The following is a 20,527-nucleotide window of genomic DNA, read 5'->3' on the forward strand; positions in this document are numbered from 1 at the left end:
AGGGGACGGGGGCGTGTACGCGAGCATCAGCCGGGGTGACCGGATGGGCGGTCTCTTGGCGTACCTCCAGGGTCCGGGCAAGGCCAACGAGCACACCCGCCCGCACCTGGTCGCGGGCGATCCGCTGCTCATGTCGTGGCACACCAACGACGAGCTGACCCGTGGCGAGGCGCTCGCGATCGCGCGTCACCTCAACCGACCGTGGCAGGCGTACGACACCGAGGTGACGGTGCCGGTCTACGAGCAGGTCGCGACCGGCGCCAGGACGCCGGTGAAGGCCGGACGTCAGCGGGTGAAGGACAGGGTCAAGGTCGGTGAGCGACCCGCCCATGTGTGGCACTGCTCGCTGTCGCTGCGCGCCGAGGAGGGCGAGCTGGGCGACGCCAAGTGGCAGGAGATCGCGCACGCCTTCGTCGACCGTATGGGCTTCGGCGAGCAGGGCGACCCGTTGATCGAGCAGGGCGACGGTGAGGGTGGCGGCAGCGCTGAGGACGGTGCAGCTGGCGGGGCTGTGCGCAACCCCGACTACGTCGCGGGATGCCGGTGGGTGGCGGTGCACCACGGCGTCAGCGAGAAGGGCAACGACCACATCCACATCGCCGTCAACCTGGTGCGCGAGGACGGCACGAAGGCCGACACGTTCCATGACTACCGCAGGGCCCGCGACCTGTGTCGCGAGCTCGAGCGGGAGTTCGACCTGATGCCGCTCAACCCGAACGAGTACGAGCTGGCCCGCTCTCACGCGCGGGCCGCCTGGGAGACCAGCCGGCGGGCGGAGGTCGGCGCCGGAGACGCCGACGCACGGGTGCCGTGGGCCGAGCTCGACGACGCCGCTCAGGAGCAGCAGGTCGGCTTGCAGTTCCCGACGCCCGCGGCGTACGCCGCGGCGAAGGAGCGGAGCGAGGACCGCTCGCATGAGGACACCGTCGAGGAGAGGTACGAGCCCGCGGAGCAGGCCGCCGCGGCGAGGCGGACGGCCAGGGGGCGGTTCGAGCAGGCACGTCGAGACGCGCTGCGCGACCGCGCCAACGGGGCCGACGGGGTCGCTGACGCAGATGTGAGGGAGTGGTCGGCGCTCAGCGTGGGGGAGCGGCAGCAGCTGATCGACCAGGCCAGCCAGGACCTTGCTGGATCTGGACAGCCACGGTTCGAGCTGGCCCGGACTGTGCGGGCGTGCGCGACCGCGAGCGAGTCCGAGGACGAGTTCGTGCGCCGCGTCCGGCAGCACGGCGTGCTGATCCGCCCACGGTTCGCGGAGGGGTTCCGCCACGGCGCCGAGGGCACCAGCTCGGCTGGGGCCGCTGATGCCGGCGGGCCGGCGGTCGTCGGGTACTCGGTGGCCGCCAAACCGGTGCCCGGGGAGCGGCCGGTCTGGTACGGCGGAGGGTCGCTCGGCAAGGACCTGACCCTGCCTCGCCTCAGGGCCGAGTGGAGTCCCGTCGACGACGGCCCGGCAGCTGGCGACGGCACCGACGACGCGGCCGGTGCGGCGAACGAAGCGGCTCTGAGGGAGTGGACAGCGGCCTCCCGAGGCCGGCGGCCGGCGGCACCTGGACGCGAGGTCACCGCGCCCGGACCGGAGCTGTGGCAGCGCGCAGAGTCCGAGCTCGCGCAACTGCGCGAGCAGCTGCGCGCGGTCCCGATCGAGGACCGTCAGACCTGGGCGCAGGTCGCCCGACAGACCTCCGGCGCGTTCGCCGCCTGGTCGCTGCGGGTCGAGTCGACACCGGGCCCGCTGGCCGCGACCGCGGACGCCCTGGCACGCTCGAGCACGATCGTCGAACCTCGACGAGCACCGCGACCGAAGATGCCGTCGGCGGCCGGGACGGCGTATCTCCTGCTCGCCGCGTCGCGGCCTGGGCCCACGGCGTACGCCGCGGTGCTGAAGCAGCTGGCGAACCTCGCCAAAGCGATCCACGACATGCACCGCGCCGAGGCCGCGGCACGCCGTGCACGCACGATCCAGCTGGTCGTACGACGCGACCTCGACACCGTCAGCCGCCGGCTCCAGGCGGCGGGCGTGGGCTCGTCGACCAGCGCCGAGACCACGTCGCCTCCGTCGACGAAGTCGACCAGGTCGCCGGCGGCTGGTCGACCACGGACAGGGCCACGGCAGGCTCCGGGCGCACCGGGGCGCCCGGACCGCGGCATCGGCAAGTAGCCACCAGGTGATCCACAGATAGCGGGAAGGGACTCGGGATGGACGAAGAGCAGGAGATGCAGCAGGCCCTCGGCCAGCAGGCCCGGCTGGTCGTGACGACGGTCGCGCGACTCTCGGAAGCAGCGATCCGAGCAGCTGAGGTCGTCGCGGAGCGCCGGCGCGCGCTCGAGGAGGGACGGGCCGCAGAGCTCACCGCCCGTTTCGAGGCAGAGCAGGGGGCTGCGAGGTCGGCTTACCGCCACGCGGAGAACCCGTGGTGGTGGGATCGGGCGAGGACCGAAGAGATCGCCGAGGTGTACCAGGTGGCGACGGTGTGGAGCGATCTCGACCCCGAGGCGCGCCGGGTCGAGCAGCTGATGAGCGAGGAGATCCAGCGGCGCTACGAGGTCGACCCCCGTGCGGTCGACCTCGCCACGGTGCCCGACGAGCTCGCGGCCGCCGAGCGTGCTCGAGCACAGCGTGACGCGGCCGAGGCCGTCGCCCTGACGGCCGCCGCGGACCAGGCGGACCGGGACTCGCGTGAGCTCGACCAGGCCGCCGAGCGTGAGCGGCTCCGTGAAGCCGTCCTCAGCGGTGAGCTGACGCCCGATGAGGCGACAGCGCAGTGGCCCGACGACGACCCGCACAAACACTCGGCCGAGCACGCGGCCGCCGAGGTCGACCGGCKCGAGGATTCGGCGGGTGACCGCCGAGCGGACCGCGACGGCCTGGACTCGAAGGCCGACGTCGCATGGGACAGCGCGGAGCGCCGTGAGGCGACCGCGCGAGATCTCGAGCAACGCCTCGACGACCCCCGAGCGGTGGAAGCGCGCATACGTGCCGACTCGTACCAGGGCAAGCCCGCGACGGAGGCGACCAGGAAGCCGGCCAAGTCCGCCAAGGCGCGGCCTACCCGCGGCCAGGGCGCCGGTCGACAGCGGCAGCAGGGCCGCGGACGATGACGTTCACGGTCGAGGCGTTCGGGGCCCCGCCAAGGTCCCGATGTCGGCCCGCCCAGTGCGTCAGGGGCCTCGCCGCACACGGCTAAGGTGAAGGTCCCACGAGAGCGAGCAGGATCGCGGCCTGCTCGTGGTCTCTGGCGCGGCAGACGCCGCCGGTGTGCGCCGCCACGGCGAGGCGGCCACGAGTGGGTCAGTTCTTCTCCGGGCCGATGTAGACGGTGACCAGGTGGTCGCCCGTCTTCGAGTCGATGAAGGTGAACATGTCAGTCTCGATGATCCTGGGCTCGCTCCTCCGCTCACCGCCCGGGAGAGCCGGGCCAGTGATGTCTTGCTCAACGTCCCCGATATGAAGCATCCACGCCGTTGTGCCGGGCGGCAGTCGGCTCTCATCGGACTTGCTGACCTCGACCGCGAAGGGCTGGGGTGCGGTCGGGAACTGTTTCGGATCGTAGACCCGGGCGAACGCTTCCAACGCCGCATTGGCGTCCGTCGAGGCCTCGTCGAAACTTGTCTCCTTCACGACGAGACCATCACGGGCCAAGACAGTGAGAAGGTCGGCCGGCACAGCTGCGGATGACGACGACGGCTTCGGGCTGGCCTCGCCCGATGGTGCCGTCCCGCAGGCCGACAGGACCCCTACCAGCATCACTGCTCCGATCGTCCCCGCGACCAGCGCCTTTGCTCGACTTCTAGTGGCTTGCATCTGTATTCACCCAAAATCCATCTGGCTCTGGCTGCGTGAAATTGTAGACCGTGTCGTCACGATGAACCCCGTTGACGTTCATTTGCTCCCAACCGGAGCCCCCATTTCGTACTCTCGAGGCGATGTCTAATCTCAACCAAGACGGGGCAACTCGTCCAAGTTGCACATGTCGCGCATGAGCTTCAGCCTGCACCGGCATCCAGTTGCCGGTGCGGAAGCCCACGAAATCTTCATGCGTCGTTCGAAGGGTCTCCCCGTCAATACGACACAGAAATTGGCTGCTGTCGTTCTTGAGGTATGCGTAAACTTGCTTCTGTTGAGTCACGCTGTATTCGCTCAGCGCGTAACTGCCGGTGCCAGACGAGCGAGGGTGACGTTCGCAATAGCCCATGGGTCGGACGTACCAGTCGTAATAGCGCCAGCCTACTTGGAGCCAGGCCGGATCTGAGGTTCCCAAGGAGCGGGTTAGCGAGGCTGAATAGCTCGCTCCCGAGTTGCACACATCTTGGTTCGCGGCCGTCATCCACTCGACGCGGAAGCGAACAGACTCGGCGAGAACGACTTGATTTCCGCCGGATACATATCTGTGGCCGTTGTTCCCCGGATCGGGGCAATGCGCGGCCGCTGGCCCTGCGAGGAAGATGTTTCCGACTGCTAACGCCGATATGACTAGGCACAACGTGACGCCTCTTGCCAGAAATATCCTTCCTCGGCCAAGGCGACGAAACGCCGAAGTTTTTCCAGCGGGGAAATTGTCGCGGTGTCGAAGCGCAAGGTCTGACGGCGTCTGGAACTCAGTGCGACCCATCGGAATATAAATATATTTGTCTCCGCTTCTCGTTCCAGCCTCTAGGAAACCGATGACTGAATCATCCATAGATGTTCCTAAAACGGGCCGAGTCCAGCATCGTTCCAAGCAGGTTACAGTCGGCGGCTACTGGCAGCAATCGCGCCCGACAGATTTTTACCCCTCGCGTACCCCCCAAGAACATGATCCAGCCACTTTCCTCCGAGTGCCGAACTCCAAGGCCCATGTCACTACGACGGCGCTGACGCCGAAGGGGTTCCATCGGCAGGCGCTGGGGACGGTGCTGGCCGTGTGCGCCCCTGTCGACCAGAGCCCTCCGGCTGACATCACGCGGCCGGTCGGCCTCAAATGGGGGCGGCGGGGCGATTCATCTGGTGTAACGCGCAGACCGATGCATGACATAATGTTCGTTATCGGCGGTATTGGTACGGAGAGATCGGTCCCTGTTCCAGCGCTGTTCCGTGACAACGCCGCTGTGACAACGCCGCTGTGACAACGCCGTTTGCGCCTGGCCAGACGGCCGTCTCGACTCGCTGGCTCTGCGGTTTGGTCCCAAACCACAGGAAATCGGCCCGGAAACCTGCAGTTCGTGACCAATCGGCGTGTCTGAGACCGACTGCCGTGCCGGGCCGTGCCGCCAGGGCTGTCCGCTGTGGAGAACGTTGCGGTTTGGGACCAAACGACAGCAATTCTGTGGAGAGCCTTGCAGTTCGTGCCCAATCGGCGTTTCCCCCGGCTCCCCCGACCCCCCGAATCCCACCGCGACGTTATGTCCAGTTCCTGGATGGTGCGGGTGGCCACCTCCGCGGCCGCGGCACGATCTCGGTCGCTCCGTCGCCCGTCGCCCACAGCTCCAGCAGCTCGCCGTCGGGCAGGTCGTCCAGGGTCGACTCCACGGGCTCCACGCAGAACACGGCGATCGCGGCGGCGACGTACTCCGCGATGACGTCCTCCTGGCCCAGGTCCCCCAGCCAGCGCGCCAGTGCCGGCATCCGCCTGGCCACCTCGATCGGCGCGGGTGAGCAGCGCTCCACGAGCTCGTCGTACCAGCCGCGGACGAGGGCGACGTCCTCCTCGACGGCCATCCAGAGCTCGCCTGCGCGCGGAAAGGCGTCGTCGAGGCGGCGGGTGACGTCGCCAAGGTCGTCCGGGTCGATTTGCTCGTTCTGCACCGTCGTGAACAGCGCGTCCTGGACGACCTGGAGCAGTGCCTCGGGCTTGCTGGTGACGAGCAGGTCGCGTGCCGCCGTGAGGAGCGCGGCAGGCGTCGGGACGTGGCCGTGCGGTCCGGACTGCTCCGTGACGGCGCGCAGGAGCGCCGAGGCCAGTGGCTCCCAGCGCTGCTCCCCCGCCGGGTCCTCACCCTCCAGCGCGGGGTCGGCGCCGAGCCACCAGGCGACCACCTCGTCGGTCGTCGCGCGGGCGAACTGTCGCGAGACCATCGCCAGCGCCACGATGCCGGCGCGGGCCAGGTCGTCGAGGGTGCGGACCGATCCAGCCTGGCTGCGGGTGAGCCACGACGTGAAGGCGGCGTCCGCCGCGTCGGCCTCCGCCACGGCCAGCATCAGCTCGCCGGCGCCGGGGTGCGCCTCGTCGGCCGTCGCCGCGCAGTCGCGGAGCACGTCCGGCCCGTAGGCGTCGGTCGAGGCGCTGGAGGCCACGGTGAGCGCCGACGCCAGCACCTCGGCGAGCACGGCCGGGTGGTGCTCCGCCGCCGTCAGCAAGGCCGCGGTGCGGTCGCCGAACCCGCCGGTCTCCAGCCGTTCGTGCACCGCCGCGAGCACCGCGTGGGCCATCTCGACACGCTGTGCGTACGACGCGCGCTCCATGTCGGGTGACGCTACCCGTCCGACGGTCCGGTCATCCGTGGACCGATCCCCAGGAACCTGCGCAGTGCCTCGGCGCCCTCGACGGACACCGGCTCCCGCGGGCGGACGAAGGTCTCCGGCGTCACGACGACGCGCTGCTCGTCGGCGCCGATCTTGCCGTCGCGCAGGTGCTGCACGACGCGGCGGCGGCCGTTGTCGACGTACCCGACCTTTCGGCTCACCGCGGCCGAGGCGTGGTTGCCGACGATGTAGCCCGACTCGCAGCTCTCCGCGCCGAGCTCGTCGAGCGCGAGGCCGACCACGAGGCGGCGCATCAGCGTCCCGGTCCCCCGGCCCTGGTGTGCCCTTCCGAGCCACGACCCGGTGAGCACCTGGCGGGTCTGCTGGAAGTCCGGCGCGTGCAGGTCCTGCATGCCGACGAGGACGCCGTCACGTCGTACCGCGAGGGCCAGGCGCCACTCCGACGGCGCGAAGGTCGCCCGCTGGGTCCACCACCAGGCCAGCGACGAGGTCGGGAAGCCGTCCGGCGCGCCCGGCGCGAACGGCTCGTCGTGCCAGGCGCGCAGGAACGGCATCGGCAGGCCGGGAGCCTCGACGCCGCCACGCACCAGCTCGACGAGCTCGGGGAAGTCCTCGTCGCGCAGCACCCGGAGCTCGACCGGGCCGCAGGCGATACGCAGGGCGTACGGCGGGAAGATCTCCTCGAGGGTCAGCATGCTCGATTCTTTCCGGCGTCCTGCGCCCACCGACACCGCTTTTCCCGCCCGGGCGCCAGGCCAGCGCCCTCGAACCAGCACGCCCCCGACGTGGCCGCGAACGCGCCGATTGGTCACGAACTGCAGGGTTCTCCACAGAAAACCTGTGGTTTGGGACCAAACCGCAACCCCTCGACCGGCCCCGTCCACAGGTCTCCCCCGCCTGCTCGACGGCCTCTGGGACGCTGGTCGGGTGGACGACGTCAGCAGTGATTCCAGTCCGGCAGCCAGCGACCTGCTCATCGACCGCAGCCCGCTGCCGCCGGAGGTCGACGACCGCCTCGCCGCCCAGCTCGGGTTCGTGGCCGAGGTCGACAAGCTCAAGACCGTGCTGCGCGCCACGCCGCTCGCCGCCGCGGACCGGCGGGAGAACGATGCCGAGCACTCGTGGCACCTGGCGCTGATGGTGATGCTGCTCGCCGAGCATGCCGACGAGCCGATCGACGTCGGCCACGCGATGCAGCTCGTGGTCATCCACGACCTCGTCGAGATCCACGCCGGCGACAGTCCCGTCTTCGACCCTGCGGCGGTCGTCGACCAGCAGGAGCGGGAGGAGGCGGCGGCCGACGTGCTGTTCGCGCAGCTGCCCGACGACCAGGCCCGGTGGATCCGCGACCTGTGGGAGGAGTTCGAGGCGGGCCGGACGCCGGAGGCCCGCTTCTGCAAGGCCCTCGACCGGCTCCAGCCGATGCTCCTCAACTGGGTCAACCAGGGCGGGACCTGGCAGATGCCGGGCGCCAACGAGGCGACGGTGCGGGCCCGGGAAGCAGGAGTCGTCGCGGGGTCGCGGCGGCTCGGCGCGGTGACCAGCGCGATGGTCGACCACGGGCTGCAGCGGGGCTGGATCCGCCCGGCGCCGCCCGACCTAGACGCGTGAGGCCCGGTCAGCCGGGCCCCTCCACTCTCAAGGTATAGCGGCACGGGGGGCTTGCCGCAAGGCCCCCGTCGTGCCCCACAATCGCCGCTCCGACCGACCAACGGAGCTGCCCTGTGACCCCTGCGCCGACGGCGTTCTCCCTCCCCGACCACCTCTCCGCGAAGGCGGACCCCGCGCTCATCGCCGACGACGAGCGCCACTTCGCGGCGATCGCCGCCACCCTCGAGACGACCATCGCCGACCTGGCCGAGCGCCTCGACGCCGAGCGTCGCCGCGGCGGCGGCCACGGCCAGGCCGCGATGGACCGCGACCTCGAGGTGCACCGGCTCAGCAACCGGCTGCGCACCCTGCGCCGGTTCAGCCTCGACCTCTGCCTGGGCCGGATCGTGCGCCTGGACGACCCCGAGCCGGTCTACGTCGGGCGGCTCGGCCTCACCGATCCCGACGGCCGGCGACTCCTCGTCGACTGGCGCTCCCCCGCTGCCGAGCCGTTCTTCGCCGCCACCCACGCCGATCCGATGGGCCTCGCCAGCCGGCGCCGCTACCGCTGGGCCCTGGGCCGGGTCAGCGACTACTGGGACGAGGTCTTCGTCCCCGACGGGCTGGAGGGCCACGCGGCGCTCGACGACCAGTCCGCCTTCATCGCCAGCCTCGGAGCCAGCCGCTCGCCCCGCATGCGCGACGTGCTCAGCACGATCCAGGCCGACCAGGACGCCATCATCCGGGCACCGTCACGGGGTGCGCTCGTCGTCGACGGCGGCCCCGGGACCGGCAAGACCGTCGTCGCGCTGCACCGTGCGGCCTACCTGCTCTACGAGGACCCGCGCCTGTCCAGCGGCCGCGGCGGCGTGCTCGTCGTCGGGCCGCACCAGCCCTACCTCGACTACGTGGCCGATGTCCTGCCCAGCCTCGGCGAGGACGGCGTGCGCACCTGCACCCTGCGCGACCTCGTGCCCGGCGGCCACGACCTCGGGCCGGAGCCCGACCCCGCGGTCGCGGCGCTCAAGGCGGACGCCCGCATGGTGGGCGCCATCGAGCCCGCCGTGCGGCTCTACGAGGAGCCGCCCGCCGAGGCGGTCGAGGTCGAGACCCCGGACGGGGACCTGTGGGTCGGCGAGGCCGAGTGGGCCGAGGCGTTCGAGGCCGTCGAGCCCGGCACGCCGCACAACGAGGGCCGCGAGCAGGTCCTCGACGCGCTCGTCGACCTCCTCGTCGAGAGGTACGCCGACGACGAGGCCCTCTCCCCCGCGGTCGTCCGACGCGCCGTGCTGGGCTCGGCAGCCTTGCGGGAGGTCCTCGGCAAGGCCTGGCCGGTGCTCGACCCCGAGGACCTGGTCGGCGACCTGTGGGAGGTCCCGGCCTACCTGCGGATGTGCGCTCCGTGGCTCGACGAGGACCAGGTGCGGCTGCTGCGGCGGCACGGCCCGCAGCGCTGGACACTGGCCGACCTGCCCCTCCTCGACGCCGCGCACCGGCGCCTCGGCGACCCAGACGCAGCACGGCGCCGGCGACGCGCGGAGGCGGAGCGCGCCGCGGAGAAGGAGGAGATGGACCGCGTCGTCGACCACCTCATCGCCACCGACGACTCGGAGATGATGCTGATGTCGATGCTGCGCGGCGCGGACCTGCAGGGGGCGCTGGCGGCGCCCGACGACGCGCCTCCCGACCGGCACCGCCAGCTCGCCGGCCCCTTCGCGCACGTGGTGGTCGACGAGGCACAGGAGCTCACCGACGCCGAGTGGCAGATGGTGCTCGCCCGGTGCCCGTCGCGGAGCTTGACCATCGTCGGGGATCGAGCCCAGGCCCGGCACGGTTTCGCCGGCAGCTGGGTCGACCGACTGGCGCGGGCCGGCATCGACCGCACCCGGGTCGCGTCGCTGTCGGTGAACTACCGCACCCCCGAGGAGGTGATGGCGGCAGCCGAGCCGGTCATCCGCGCAGCCCTCCCCGACGCCAACGTGCCGACGTCGGTGCGCAGCACCGGCCTGCCCGTCCGTCACCTCCCCCGCGCGGCGCGCGACGAGGTCCTCGGCGCCTGGCTGTACGAGCACCCCGAGGGCACTGCCTGCGTCATCGGCGACCCCACCTTCGTCGCCACCGGGCGCGTCCGCTCGCTGACCCCGGAGACGGCCAAGGGCCTGGAGTTCGACCTCGTCGTGCTCGTCGACCCCGACGCCCTCGGCGACGGCATCCAAGGTGCCGTGGACCGCTACGTCGCGATGACCCGGGCGACCCGCGAGCTCGTCGTCCTCCGCGGCGAGCCCGTTGCGTGACCGCCGTCACACTGCCAGCATCGGGCCATGAGCGACCCCCTCGACGTCCCGAGCCTCTGCGAGGCCTTCCAGAACACCGTGGCCGCGACGGGTGACGTGGTCGCCCTGCGCACCCCCGGTGGCGGCCAGGAGATCACCTGGCAGGAGTACGGCGAGCGGGTGCGCCGCCTCGCCGAGGGCCTGGCCGCGCTTGGCGTCGGCCACGGCGACACGGTCGGCATCATGCTCACCAACCGCCCGGAGTTCGCCCTCGTCGACACCGCCGCGCTGCACCTGGGCGCCGTGCCGTTCTCCATCTACAACACCTCGGCACCCGAGCAGATCGCGTACCTGTTCGGCAACGCGGGTAACCGGGTGGTCGTCACCGAGCAGCAGTTCCTGTCGCAGGTGCTGGCCGCCGGGACGGACGTCGAGGTCGTGGTCAGCGTCGACGGAGGCGAGGGCACGACCAGCCTCGAGGACCTGGCGTCGCGCACCGTCGACGGCTTCGACTTCGAGGCGTGCTGGCGCGCGGTCGGCCCGGACGACGTGCTCACCCTCATCTACACCTCCGGCACGACCGGCCCCCCGAAGGGCGTCGAGCTGACCCACGGCAGCATGCTCGCCCAGCTGCGCGGCGTGCAGGCGATCATCCCGGTGCACCCCGGGGAGCGGTCCACGTCGTACCTCCCGTCAGCCCACGTCGCCGACCGCTGGGCCGGGCACTACACGCCCATGGTCTTCGGCGGCACCACCACCTACGTCGACGACCCGAAGGCGGTCATCGCGGCCCTCCCGGAGGTCCGGCCGACCGTGTGGGGCGGCGTGCCGCGGGTCTGGGAGAAGATCAAGGCCGCGCTCGAGGCCAAGGGCGTCACCGACCCCGCGGCCCTGCCGGAGGACCACCGCGCCGCCGTGCGCCAGCTGCTCGGCCTCGACGACGTGCGCCACACCGTCTCCGGTGCGGCGCCGATCGCGCCCGAGGTGCTGGAGTTCTTCTCCGCCCTCGGCATCCCGATCTGCGAGCTGTGGGGGATGTCGGAGATCTCCTGCTGCGGCACGATCAACCCGCCCGACGACATCCGGATCGGCACCGTCGGCAAGCCGCTGCCCGGCCTCGAGGTCCGCGTCGCCGACGACGGCGAGCTGCTGGTGCGCGGTCCCCAGCTGATGCGCGGCTACCGCAACCAGCCCGACAAGACCGCCGAGGCGATCGACGCGGACGGCTGGCTGCACACCGGCGACGTGGCGACCATCGACGACGACGGCTACGTCACCATCGTCGACCGCAAGAAGGAGCTGATCATCAACGCGGCGGGCAAGAACATGTCGCCGTCGAACATCGAGCAGACCCTCAAGGCCTCCCACCCGCTCATCGGCCAGGCCGTCGTCATCGGCGACCGCCGCCCCTACAACGTCGCCCTGCTGGTGCTCGACCCCGACGTGTGCGCGGCGTGGGCCGAGCAGGTCGGGCTCCCCGACCCTTCGACCGCCGCGCTCGCGGTCGACCAGAAGGTCCTGGAGCAGGTCGCCACCGCGATCGAGGAGGCGAACTCCCGCCTCTCCCGCGTCGAGCAGGTCAAGCGCTACCGGATCCTCCCGACGGACTGGCTCCCCGGCGGCGACGAGCTGACCCCGACCATGAAGCTCAAGCGCCGCCCGATCGCCGAGAAGTACGCCGACGTGATCGAGGAGCTCTACGCCGCAGGCGACCCCGACGCCTGAGGTCGGGCAACCCCGGCTCAGTCGAGGCAGAACTCGTTGCCCTCGGGGTCGGCCATCACGATGTGGCCGGCCCCGAGGGGTGGCTCGGGGTCGTGGCGTGCGATCCGCCGCGCGCCGAGGGCGACCAGTCGCTCGCACTCGGCCTCCAGGGCCGCCATCCGCTCCTCCCCCGCCAGGCCGGGCGCGACGCGCACGTCGAGGTGCACGCGGTTCTTGGCGACCTTGTCCTCGGGCACCTGCTGGAAGAACAGCCGGGGCCCGTCGCCGTCCGGGTCCTCGACCGCGGACCGGGCGCCGCGCAGGTGCTCGGGCACGCCCAGGCCCGTGAGGAAGTCCTCCCACGCCTCGAACGGGTCCGCGCCGTCGGTGAGCTCGACGCCGGGTGGGCCGGGGACGGCGTAGCCGAGGACCTCGGCCCAGAAGCGGGACAGCGAGCGCGGGTCGTGCGCGTCGAAGGTGACCTGGACTGTTCGACTCATGGTCCCGTTGTAGTGCCGACCACCGACATCGTGCAGGGTGTCCGCCATGACGCCGACGGCCACCACGCTCCAGCAGCCGTTCACGCTGCCCAACGGAGCGGTGCTCCCCAACCGCCTCGCCAAGGCCGCGCTGAGCGAGAGCCTCGCCCGCCGCGACCACACCCCCGGCACCCGGATCAAGACGCTCTACCGGCGCTGGTCCGGCAACGGGGCGGGCCTGGTCATCACCGGCAACGTGATGGTCGACCGCCGGGCGATCGGCGAGCCGGGCAACGTCGTGGTCGAGGACGACCGCTCCCACGACGACCTCGTCGAGTGGGCGCAGATCATCAAGGCCGACGGCGCCACCGCGTGGGCCCAGGTCAACCATCCCGGCCGACAGGCGCCCCGCACACTGACCCCGGAGCCGGTCGCGCCCTCGGCGGTCCCGCTCGACGGCAGCGCCGGGATGTTCGCGCCGCCGCGCGAGCTCACCCCCGCCGAGATCGAGGAGGTCATCGCCCGCTACGCCACCACGTCCGGCCACCTCGTCCGCGCCGGCTTCGACGGCGTGCAGCTGCACGGCGCGCACGGCTACCTCGTCAGCCAGTTCCTCTCCCCGCTCGCCAACCGGCGCACCGACGCCTGGGGCGGCACGCCGGAGAAGCGGCGCCGGTTCCTGATCGAGGTCGCCCGCGCGGTCCGCGCCGAGATCGGGCCCGACAAGGCGATGGCGGTCAAGCTCAACTCCGCGGACTTCCAGCGCGGCGGCTTCGGCGAGGACGAGTCCCTGGAGGTCGTGCACGCGCTCGCCGAGGAGGGCATCGACCTGCTCGAGGTCTCCGGCGGCACCTACTCCTCTGCCGCCATGCTCGGCGTCGACCCGACCCTGAAGGAGAGCACGCGCCGTCGCGAGGCCTACTTCCTCGACTACGCCCTCCGGGTGCGCGCCGAGCTCCCCGACCTGCCGCTGATGCTCACCGGTGGCTTCCGCACGGCCGAGGCCATGGCCGACGCCGTCGCGAGCGGCGCCGTCGACGTCGTCGGCCTCGGCCGCCCGCTCACGGTCGAGCCGGACGTACCGGCCGGCCTCCTGGACGGTACGACGTCCGGCAGTCGCGTCCGACCGCGGCGCAGCGGCATCCGGCTGGTCGACAGCCTGACCGAGCTGACGGCGTACACCGTGCAGATGTGGSGGATGGCCGACGGCAAGGAGCCGGCGCCGCAGCGCCACCCCGCCCTCAACGTCGCGCAGTACCTCGCCCGCCACGGCCGCGACAGCGTCCGGGTCGGTCGCCGCGGCCTCTGACCGGCGGGATCAGCCGGCGACGTACTCCGCCAGGTGCTGGCCGGTCAGCGTGCTGGCACCGGCCACCAGCTGTGCCGGGGTGCCCTCGAAGATGACGGTGCCGCCGTCGTGGCCGGCGCCGGGGCCGATGTCGATGATCCAGTCGGCGTGCGCCATCACGGCCTGGTGGTGCTCGATCACGATCACCGACTTGCCGGAGTCGACGAGGCGGTCGAGCAGGCCGAGGAGGTTCTCGACGTCGGCGAGGTGGAGGCCCGTCGTCGGCTCGTCGAGCACGTAGACGCCACCCTTCTCCCCCATCCGCACCGCCAGCTTCAGCCGCTGGCGCTCGCCGCCGGAGAGCGTGTTGAGCGGCTGGCCGAGCTTGAGGTAGCCGAGCCCGACGTCCTCCATGCGCTGCAGGATCGTGGCGGCGGCAGGCACCTTCGACTCCCCCGCGGCGAAGAAGGCGTGCGCGTCGGCGACGGGCAGGTCGAGCACCTCGGCGATGTTCAGCCCGCCGAAGGTCAGCTCGAGCACGGAGGCCTGGAAGCGCCTGCCCTCGCACTCGTCGCAGACGGTGGCGACGGTGTCCATGAAGCCGAGCTCGGTGTAGATCATCCCGTTGCCGTTGCAGCTCTCGCAGGCGCCCTCGGAGTTGGCGCTGAACAGGGCGGGCTTGACGCCGTTGGCCTTGGCGAAGGCCTTGCGGATCGGCTCCAGCAGCCCCGTGTACGTCGCCGGGTTGCTGCGCCGCGAGCCCTTGATCGCCCCCTGGTCGATGACGACCACGTCCTCGTGCCCGGCGACGGACCCGTGGATGAGCGAGCTCTTGCCCGAGCCCGCGACGCCGGTGACGACGCACAGCACCCCGAGCGGGATGTCGACATCGACGTCGCGCAGGTTGTGCGTGGAGGCGCCGCGCACCTCGATCGCCCCGGTCGCCTCGCGCACGGACTCCTTGAGCGGCGCGCGGTAGGACAGGTGGCGCCCGGTGAGCGTGTCGGAGGCCTGCAGGCCGGCCACGTCGCCCTCGAAGCAGACCGTGCCGCCGGCGGTGCCGGCGCCGGGACCGAGGTCGACGACGTGGTCGGCGATCGCGATCGTCTCCGGCTTGTGCTCGACGACCAGGACGGTGTTGCCCTTGTCGCGCAGCTCGAGGAGGAGCTTGTTCATCCGCTGGATGTCGTGGGGGTGCAACCCGATCGTCGGCTCGTCGAAGACGTAGGTGACGTCGGTGAGCGCCGAGCCGAGGTGGCGGATCATCTTCGTGCGCTGGGCCTCTCCCCCGGACAGGGTGCCGGCGGGGCGGTCGAGCGAGAGGTAGCCCAGGCCGATCTCGACGAAGGAGTCGAACAGGTGCAGCAGGCTGGCCTTGAGCGGGGCGACGGACTGGTCGTCGATGCCGCGCACCCACGCGGCGGCGTCGGTGATCTGCATGGCGCACACGTCGGCGATGCTCCTGCCGTTGATCTTCGCCGACCGGGCGACCTCGTTGAGCCGGGTGCCGCCGCAGGCAGGGCAGTCGGCGAAGACAGCGGCTCGCTCCACGAACGCCTTGATGTGGGGCTGCAGCGAGTCGACGTCCTTGCTGAACATCGACTTGCGGATCTTCGGGATCAGGCCCTCGTAGGTGACGTTGATCTTCTCGACCTTCACCTTGCGCGGCTCGGCGTGGAGGAAGTCCTCGCGCTCGGCCTTCGTGAACGTCGAGATCGGCTTGTCGGCGGGCAGGACCGCCTTGAACGCCGCGACCATCCAGCCGTCCGCGGTGTAGCCCGGGACCAGGATGGCGCCCTCGGACAGGGACTTGCTCTCGTCGACGATCTGGGTGAGGTCGAGGTCGGAGACGGTGCCCCGGCCCTCGCACTCCGGGCACATGCCGCCGAGGTAGACGGCGTTCTTGACGACCTTCTTCTCGACCTTGCCGCCGGCCTTCTCGGTGCTCATCACCCCGCCTGCGCGGCGGGTGGGCACGTTGAACGCGAACGCGGTCGGCGGGCCGACGTACGGGTCGCCGATCCGGCTGAACAGCACCCGCAGCATGGCGTTCGCATCGGTGGCGGTGCCGACCGTCGATCGGACGTTGGCCCCCATCCGCTCCTGGTCGACGACGATCGCGGTGGTGATCCCCTCGAGGACGTCGACCTCGGGCCGGGCCAGGGACGGCATGAAGCCCTGCACGAAGGTGCTGTAGGTCTCGTTGATCATCCGCTGCGACTCCGCGGCGATCGTCGCGAAGACCAGCGAGCTCTTGCCCGACCCGGAGACTCCCGTGAACACCGTCAGCCGGCGCTTGGGGATCTCGACGTCGACGTCCTTGAGGTTGTTCTCCCGTGCCCCCTGGACCCGGATCAGGTCGTGGGTGTCGGCCGGGTGGGCGGTGGCGCTCATGCGGTCGGTGGTGCCTCTCGGGTGTGGGGTGGTGGCTCAGGCCTGGTTGATGCGGACGTGGTTGCCGGCCGGGTCGCGGAACGCGCAGTCGCGCACGCCGTACGGCTGGTCGATCGGCTCCTGGATCACCTCGGCGCCCGTGGCCTGGATCCGCTCGAAGGCGCCGTCGAGGTCGGGGGTGCTGAGCACGATCGTGGCGTAGGTGCCCTTCGCCATCATCTCGGCGATGGTCGCCTTCTCGTCCTCGGTGATCCCGGGGTCCGCGGCAGGCGGGGCGAGGACGATCGACGGCGCGGCCTGGCCCTTCGGGGCGACGGTGATCCACCGCATGTCGCCGTAGCCGACGTCGTTGAGGACCTCGAAGCCGAGCACGTCGCGGTAGAACGCCAGCGAGGCCTCGGGGTCGGTCTGCGGGAGGAAGCTGTGCTGAATGCTGATGTCCATGCCGCTCACGCTAATGGCGGCTGGAACCGTGGCGCTTCTCGATTCCTGACCGGATCGGGGCTGGTCTGCGCGCCGCCGCGGCGCAGCGGCCGGGTGACCTTCTTGGTCTCGCACGACGGCGGCTCGACGACGCTGCTCGCGCCCGCCGCACCCTCCGCGCCCGCGGCGACCTCCTCGCGGTAGGTGCTCGGCGGCACCCCGACGAGCTCGGTGAACCGGGTGCTGAACGTCCCGAGGGAGGAGAAGCCGACCTCGAAGCACACGTCGGTGACCGACAGGTCCCCGCGACGCAGCAGCGCCATCGCCCGCTCGATGCGGCGCGTCATCAGGTAGGAGTACGGCGGCTCGCCGTACGCCCGACGGAACTCGCGGCTGAGGTGGCCGGCCGACATGTGCACGTCGCGGGCCAGCGCCTCCACGTCGAGCGGGCAGGCGTACTCACGGTCGATCCGGTCCCGCACGCGGCGCAGCAGCGTGAGGGTCCGCAGGCGTTCGGCGTCCACCACGCCGCCATCCTGCCAAAGGGTCGAGCCCCATGCATGAGGCTGCATTGTCAGACAACCCGTAGTGTCGGTGACGTGGCACTCAGCGTCTTCGACCTCTACTCGGTCGGCATCGGTCCGTCGTCCTCGCACACGGTCGGTCCGATGCGGGCGGCGCGGCTCTTTGCCGACGGCCTGGCCGCCGACGGCCGGCTCGACGAGGTCGCGCGGGTGCGGGCCGAGCTCTTCGGCTCCCTCGGCGCCACCGGGCACGGCCACGGCTCGGAGAAGGCGGTGCTGCTCGGCCTCGAGGGCGAGGACCCGGCGACCGTCGACATCACCACCTACGACGCCCGCGCAGCCGCGATCCGGGACCGCGGGCGGCTCGCTGGCCGTCGCGAGGTCGCGCTGGGCGAGGACGACCTGGTCATGCACCGGCGCAAGTCGCTGCCCGGCCACCCCAACGGCATGCGCTTCGAGGCGTACGACGACCGGGGCGCCCTCGTGCGCGACCGCGTGTATTACTCGGTGGGCGGCGGATTCGTGGTCGACGAGTCGGCCGTCGGAGCCGACCGGGTGGTCGCCGACGAGACCCCCGTCGCCCACCCCTTCCACACCGCGGCCGAGCTGCTGGCCGCCTGCGCCGACACCGGGCTGCGGATCAGCGACGTGATGCTCGCCAACGAGCTGTCGTGGCGCACCGAGGCGGAGGTCCGCGCCGGGCTGCTGGAGATCTGGTCGGTGATGGCCGACTGCGTGCGCAACGGGTGCGCCCACGAGGGCGTGCTGCCGGGTGGTCTCAAGGTGCCGCGGCGCGCGCCGGCGCTGCACGCGCGGCTGACCGCCGAGGGCGGCGTCGATGACCCGCTGCGCGCGATGGACTGGGTCAACCTGTTCGCGCTCGCCGTCAACGAGGAGAACGCCGCGGGCGGCCGCATGGTCACCGCACCGACCAACGGCGCCGCCGGGATCATCCCCGCGGTGCTGCACTACTACGTGCGCTTCGTCCCGGGCGCCGACGACGACGGGATCGTCCGCTTCCTGCTCACCGCCGGCGCGATCGGCGTGCTGTTCAAGGAGAACGCCTCGATCTCCGGGGCCGAGGTCGGCTGCCAGGGCGAGGTCGGCTCGGCCTGCTCGATGGCCGCCGGCGCCTTCTGCGAGGTGCTCGGCGGGTCGCCGGAGCAGGTCGAGAACGCCGCCGAGATCGGGATCGAGCACAACCTCGGCCTCACCTGCGACCCGGTCGGCGGCCTGGTCCAGATCCCCTGCATCGAGCGCAACGCGATCGCCTCGGTCAAGGCGATCAACGCCGCCCGGCTCGCCCTGGCCGGCACCGGCCGGCACACGGTCTCCCTCGACCGGGCGATCAAGACCATGCGCGACACCGGCCGCGACATGCACACCAAGTACAAGGAGACCTCGCGCGGCGGCCTGGCCGTCAACGTGATCGAGTGCTGACCGGCCCCACCGGGCAGCCGCTTGCGGCGGTCAGTCGATGGGTTGCTCGAGCACGGCGAAGGCGCGCTCCCGGGCGTGCGGGTCGCCCTCGACGGTGATCCCGGTGTCGTCGTAGCGGTGCCACAGCCAGCCGTCGAGGCGGTCGGCCGTGCCGGACACGACGAGGTCGGCGGGTCGGCCCGGGTCGTCGACGACGTGCTGGTCGGGGATGGCGACGTGCTCGGTGCCGTCCGGCTCGGTGCCGGTGAACGTGCCGAGCTGGCCCCAGACCGAGCGGTCGACGTCGGTGATCCGGTACTCGACGAACAGCGGCTCCGGGTCGAAGCGCCCCCAGTCCGGCAGCTCGCCGTACATCGTGTCGAGCGCCTCGTGCACGCCGTCGGCGGCGAGCTCGGTCGGCAGCGGCGTCGGCGTGCCGGCGGCGAGCTCGGCGTCGAGGCGGTGGATCAGCGCCTCGTGCGCCTGCCGGCGGAAGGTGAACCCGACGCACTGGTCGGCGTCGCGGCTCGACCAGGACCACGCGTGGTCCGCCGGGTCCGCAGCGGCGAGGGCGGTCACGAAGCGCCGGTGCGCGTCGTCGAAGAACGCCCGCACGGCGTCCCGCTCCTCCGGGCGCTGCGGGTCCTCGTAGTCCTCGGGGACGGTCGGACGCGTGCTGACGACGTGGTGCCAGAAGTCCTGCACCCCGGCGAGGTGCCACCACAGGTCGGTGGCGTCCCACTCCGGGCACGAGGGCACCCGCGCGTCGGGCGGGCACGCGGCGAGCACCTGCGCGAAGCGCGCGGACTCGCGGCGGATGTGCTCGAGGTAGGTGGCGTCGTCGAGGCGGGTCATGGCGACGACGCTAGGCCGGGCCACCGACAGCGTGCACCCGGTTTTCCGCCGGTCGACTCAGGGCTCGAGCAGCACCTTGATCGCGCGCCGCTCGTCCATGGCCCGGTAGCCCTCCGGCGACTGCTCCAGCGGCAGGGTGAGGTCGAAGACGCGGCCCGGGTCGATGCGGCGGTCCTGGACGAGCGCGAGCAGCTCGGGCAGGTAGCGCCGCACCGGGGCGATGCCGCCGCGCAGCCCGACGTTCTTCTCGAACAGGGTGCGGATCGGCAGCTCCACGCCGTGCGGCACGCCGACGAAGCCGACCCCGCCGCCTGGCCGGGTCACCCCGATCGCGGTCCTCATGGCCTCGTCGGTGCCGACGCACTCCAGTGCGGCGTCGGCCCCGATCCCCCCGGTGATCTCGAGGACCTCGGCGATGCCCTCCTTGCCACGCGACGCGACGACGTGGGTGGCGCCGAACGCGCGAGCGATCTCCTGGCGCGGCTCGTGGCGCGACATCGCGACGACCTTCTCGGCGCCCATCACCGAGGCGGCGAGCACACCGCACAGGCCGACCGCACCGTCGCCGACCACGACCGCGGTGCCGCCCTCACGGACGCCGGCCGAGACGGCGGCGTGCCAGCCGGTGGGCATCACGTCGCTCAGTGCGAGCACGGAGGCGACCAGGTCCTCGTCAGGGGCGCCGCCGGTGGAGACGAGGCTGCCGTCGGCCTGACCCACGCGGGCGTACTCCGCCTGTCCGCTGGCGGTCATGCTGAGGTTCACGCAGGCGGAGTGGGCACCGGCCAGGCAGTGGGGGCAGGTGTTGTCGCAGTGGCAGAACGGCACGATGACGTGGTCGCCGGCCTTGAAGTCGCGGACGTCGCTGCCGACCTCCTCCACGACGCCGATGCACTCGTGGCCGATCGTCGAGCCGGGGCGGATCGGGTTCTCCCCGCGGTAGGGCCACAGGTCCGAGCCACAGATGCACCCGGCGGTGACCCGGATGATCGCGTCGGTAGGCTTCTTGAGGACCGGGTCCGGGACCTCTTCGACCCGGATGTCGCCGGCAGCGTGGATCGTGGTTGCGCGCATGGTCCGATCCTGCCGTACTCCCCCGACCCGGGGACGCGCCG

17 protein-coding genes are annotated in these 20,527 nt (G+C 71.6%); 7 read left to right on the forward strand and 10 right to left on the reverse strand.

Features of this window, described 5'->3' with window-relative positions; translation table 11 throughout:
- The first annotated feature begins 13 nt into the window (after nucleotides 1–13).
- Both L615_RS01805 and L615_RS01810 read left to right on the forward strand, forming a co-directional pair.
- Nucleotides 14–2,161 carry a relaxase/mobilization nuclease domain-containing protein gene (locus L615_RS01805; RefSeq protein ID WP_145723909.1) on the forward strand — a complete coding sequence of 716 codons (2,148 nt, stop codon included), beginning with the start codon at nucleotides 14–16 and terminating at the stop codon, nucleotides 2,159–2,161.
- Nucleotides 2,162–2,199: 38 nt separating this feature from the next.
- Nucleotides 2,200–3,102 carry a hypothetical protein gene (locus L615_RS01810; RefSeq protein ID WP_145723910.1) on the forward strand — a complete coding sequence of 301 codons (903 nt, stop codon included), beginning with the start codon at nucleotides 2,200–2,202 and terminating at the stop codon, nucleotides 3,100–3,102.
- Between the two features lie 190 nt (nucleotides 3,103–3,292).
- Here the strand turns inward: L615_RS01810 and L615_RS01815 are convergent, their stop codons facing one another.
- From L615_RS01815 to L615_RS01830, 4 genes are all read right to left on the reverse strand, one after another.
- Nucleotides 3,293–3,751: a hypothetical protein gene (locus L615_RS01815; protein ID WP_145723911.1), complete on the reverse strand. Its 459-nt coding sequence runs from the start codon at nucleotides 3,749–3,751 to the stop codon at nucleotides 3,293–3,295.
- A 40-nt stretch (nucleotides 3,752–3,791) separates the two neighbouring features.
- Nucleotides 3,792–4,682: a hypothetical protein gene (locus tag L615_RS01820; protein WP_145723912.1), complete on the reverse strand. Its 891-nt coding sequence runs from the start codon at nucleotides 4,680–4,682 to the stop codon at nucleotides 3,792–3,794.
- A 698-nt stretch (nucleotides 4,683–5,380) separates the two neighbouring features.
- Complete coding sequence (locus L615_RS01825; protein WP_145723913.1) at nucleotides 5,381–6,442, reverse strand: hypothetical protein; 1,062 nt, start codon at nucleotides 6,440–6,442, stop codon at nucleotides 5,381–5,383.
- Nucleotides 6,443–6,453: 11 nt separating this feature from the next.
- A complete protein-coding gene (locus L615_RS01830) occupies nucleotides 6,454–7,158 on the reverse strand; it encodes a GNAT family N-acetyltransferase (protein WP_145723914.1) in 705 nt (234 codons plus the stop codon).
- A gap of 232 nt (nucleotides 7,159–7,390) precedes the next feature.
- On the opposite strand from L615_RS01830, the gene L615_RS01835 reads away from it, so the two are divergent.
- From L615_RS01835 to L615_RS01845, 3 genes are all read left to right on the forward strand, one after another.
- On the forward strand, nucleotides 7,391–8,074 hold the full coding sequence (locus L615_RS01835; RefSeq protein WP_051485559.1) for an HD family hydrolase: 684 nt from the start codon (nucleotides 7,391–7,393) through the stop codon (nucleotides 8,072–8,074).
- Nucleotides 8,075–8,187: 113 nt separating this feature from the next.
- On the forward strand, nucleotides 8,188–10,347 hold the full coding sequence (gene helR, locus L615_RS01840) for an RNA polymerase recycling motor ATPase HelR (protein ID WP_145723916.1): 2,160 nt from the start codon (nucleotides 8,188–8,190) through the stop codon (nucleotides 10,345–10,347).
- 27 nt (nucleotides 10,348–10,374) lie between these two features.
- The gene (locus L615_RS01845) at nucleotides 10,375–12,051 is read left to right on the forward strand and encodes a long-chain fatty acid--CoA ligase (protein WP_145723917.1); all 1,677 of its coding nucleotides are present in this window, start codon (nucleotides 10,375–10,377) and stop codon (nucleotides 12,049–12,051) included.
- A 17-nt stretch (nucleotides 12,052–12,068) separates the two neighbouring features.
- Here L615_RS01845 and L615_RS01850 read toward each other — a convergent pair whose 3' ends face one another.
- Entirely contained in the window at nucleotides 12,069–12,530 is a 462-nt protein-coding gene (locus L615_RS01850; RefSeq protein ID WP_145723918.1) for a VOC family protein, read from the reverse strand.
- A 46-nt stretch (nucleotides 12,531–12,576) separates the two neighbouring features.
- Here L615_RS01850 and L615_RS01855 point away from each other — a divergent pair, with 46 nt between their 5' ends.
- Nucleotides 12,577–13,818 carry an NADH:flavin oxidoreductase/NADH oxidase family protein gene (locus L615_RS01855; protein ID WP_145723919.1) on the forward strand — a complete coding sequence of 414 codons (1,242 nt, stop codon included), beginning with the start codon at nucleotides 12,577–12,579 and terminating at the stop codon, nucleotides 13,816–13,818.
- A 9-nt stretch (nucleotides 13,819–13,827) separates the two neighbouring features.
- Here the strand turns inward: L615_RS01855 and L615_RS01860 are convergent, their stop codons facing one another.
- Genes L615_RS01860 through L615_RS01870 form a run of 3 tightly spaced genes read right to left on the reverse strand, consistent with a single transcriptional unit; the run spans nucleotide 13,828 to nucleotide 17,141 of the window.
- The gene (locus tag L615_RS01860) at nucleotides 13,828–16,191 is read right to left on the reverse strand and encodes an excinuclease ABC subunit UvrA (RefSeq protein ID WP_145723920.1); all 2,364 of its coding nucleotides are present in this window, start codon (nucleotides 16,189–16,191) and stop codon (nucleotides 13,828–13,830) included.
- 36 nt (nucleotides 16,192–16,227) lie between these two features.
- Nucleotides 16,228–16,635 carry a VOC family protein gene (locus tag L615_RS01865; RefSeq protein ID WP_186449675.1) on the reverse strand — a complete coding sequence of 136 codons (408 nt, stop codon included), beginning with the start codon at nucleotides 16,633–16,635 and terminating at the stop codon, nucleotides 16,228–16,230.
- Between the two features lie 5 nt (nucleotides 16,636–16,640).
- Entirely contained in the window at nucleotides 16,641–17,141 is a 501-nt protein-coding gene (locus L615_RS01870) for a helix-turn-helix transcriptional regulator (protein WP_261376523.1), read from the reverse strand.
- A 72-nt stretch (nucleotides 17,142–17,213) separates the two neighbouring features.
- Here L615_RS01870 and L615_RS01875 point away from each other — a divergent pair, with 72 nt between their 5' ends.
- Complete coding sequence (locus tag L615_RS01875; protein ID WP_145723922.1) at nucleotides 17,214–18,578, forward strand: L-serine ammonia-lyase; 1,365 nt, start codon at nucleotides 17,214–17,216, stop codon at nucleotides 18,576–18,578.
- Between the two features lie 30 nt (nucleotides 18,579–18,608).
- On the opposite strand, the gene L615_RS01880 is transcribed toward L615_RS01875, so the two are convergent.
- Nucleotides 18,609–19,412 (reverse strand): maleylpyruvate isomerase family mycothiol-dependent enzyme, encoded by an 804-nt coding sequence (locus tag L615_RS01880; protein ID WP_145723923.1) that lies wholly within the window; start codon nucleotides 19,410–19,412, stop codon nucleotides 18,609–18,611.
- Between the two features lie 57 nt (nucleotides 19,413–19,469).
- Nucleotides 19,470–20,486 (reverse strand): zinc-dependent alcohol dehydrogenase family protein, encoded by a 1,017-nt coding sequence (locus L615_RS01885; RefSeq protein ID WP_028654934.1) that lies wholly within the window; start codon nucleotides 20,484–20,486, stop codon nucleotides 19,470–19,472.
- Nucleotides 20,487–20,527: the final 41 nt, after the last annotated feature.

Origin of the sequence: Nocardioides sp. J9, assembly GCF_007829375.1 — a bacterium.
Taxonomy (GTDB): domain Bacteria; phylum Actinomycetota; class Actinomycetes; order Propionibacteriales; family Nocardioidaceae; genus Nocardioides.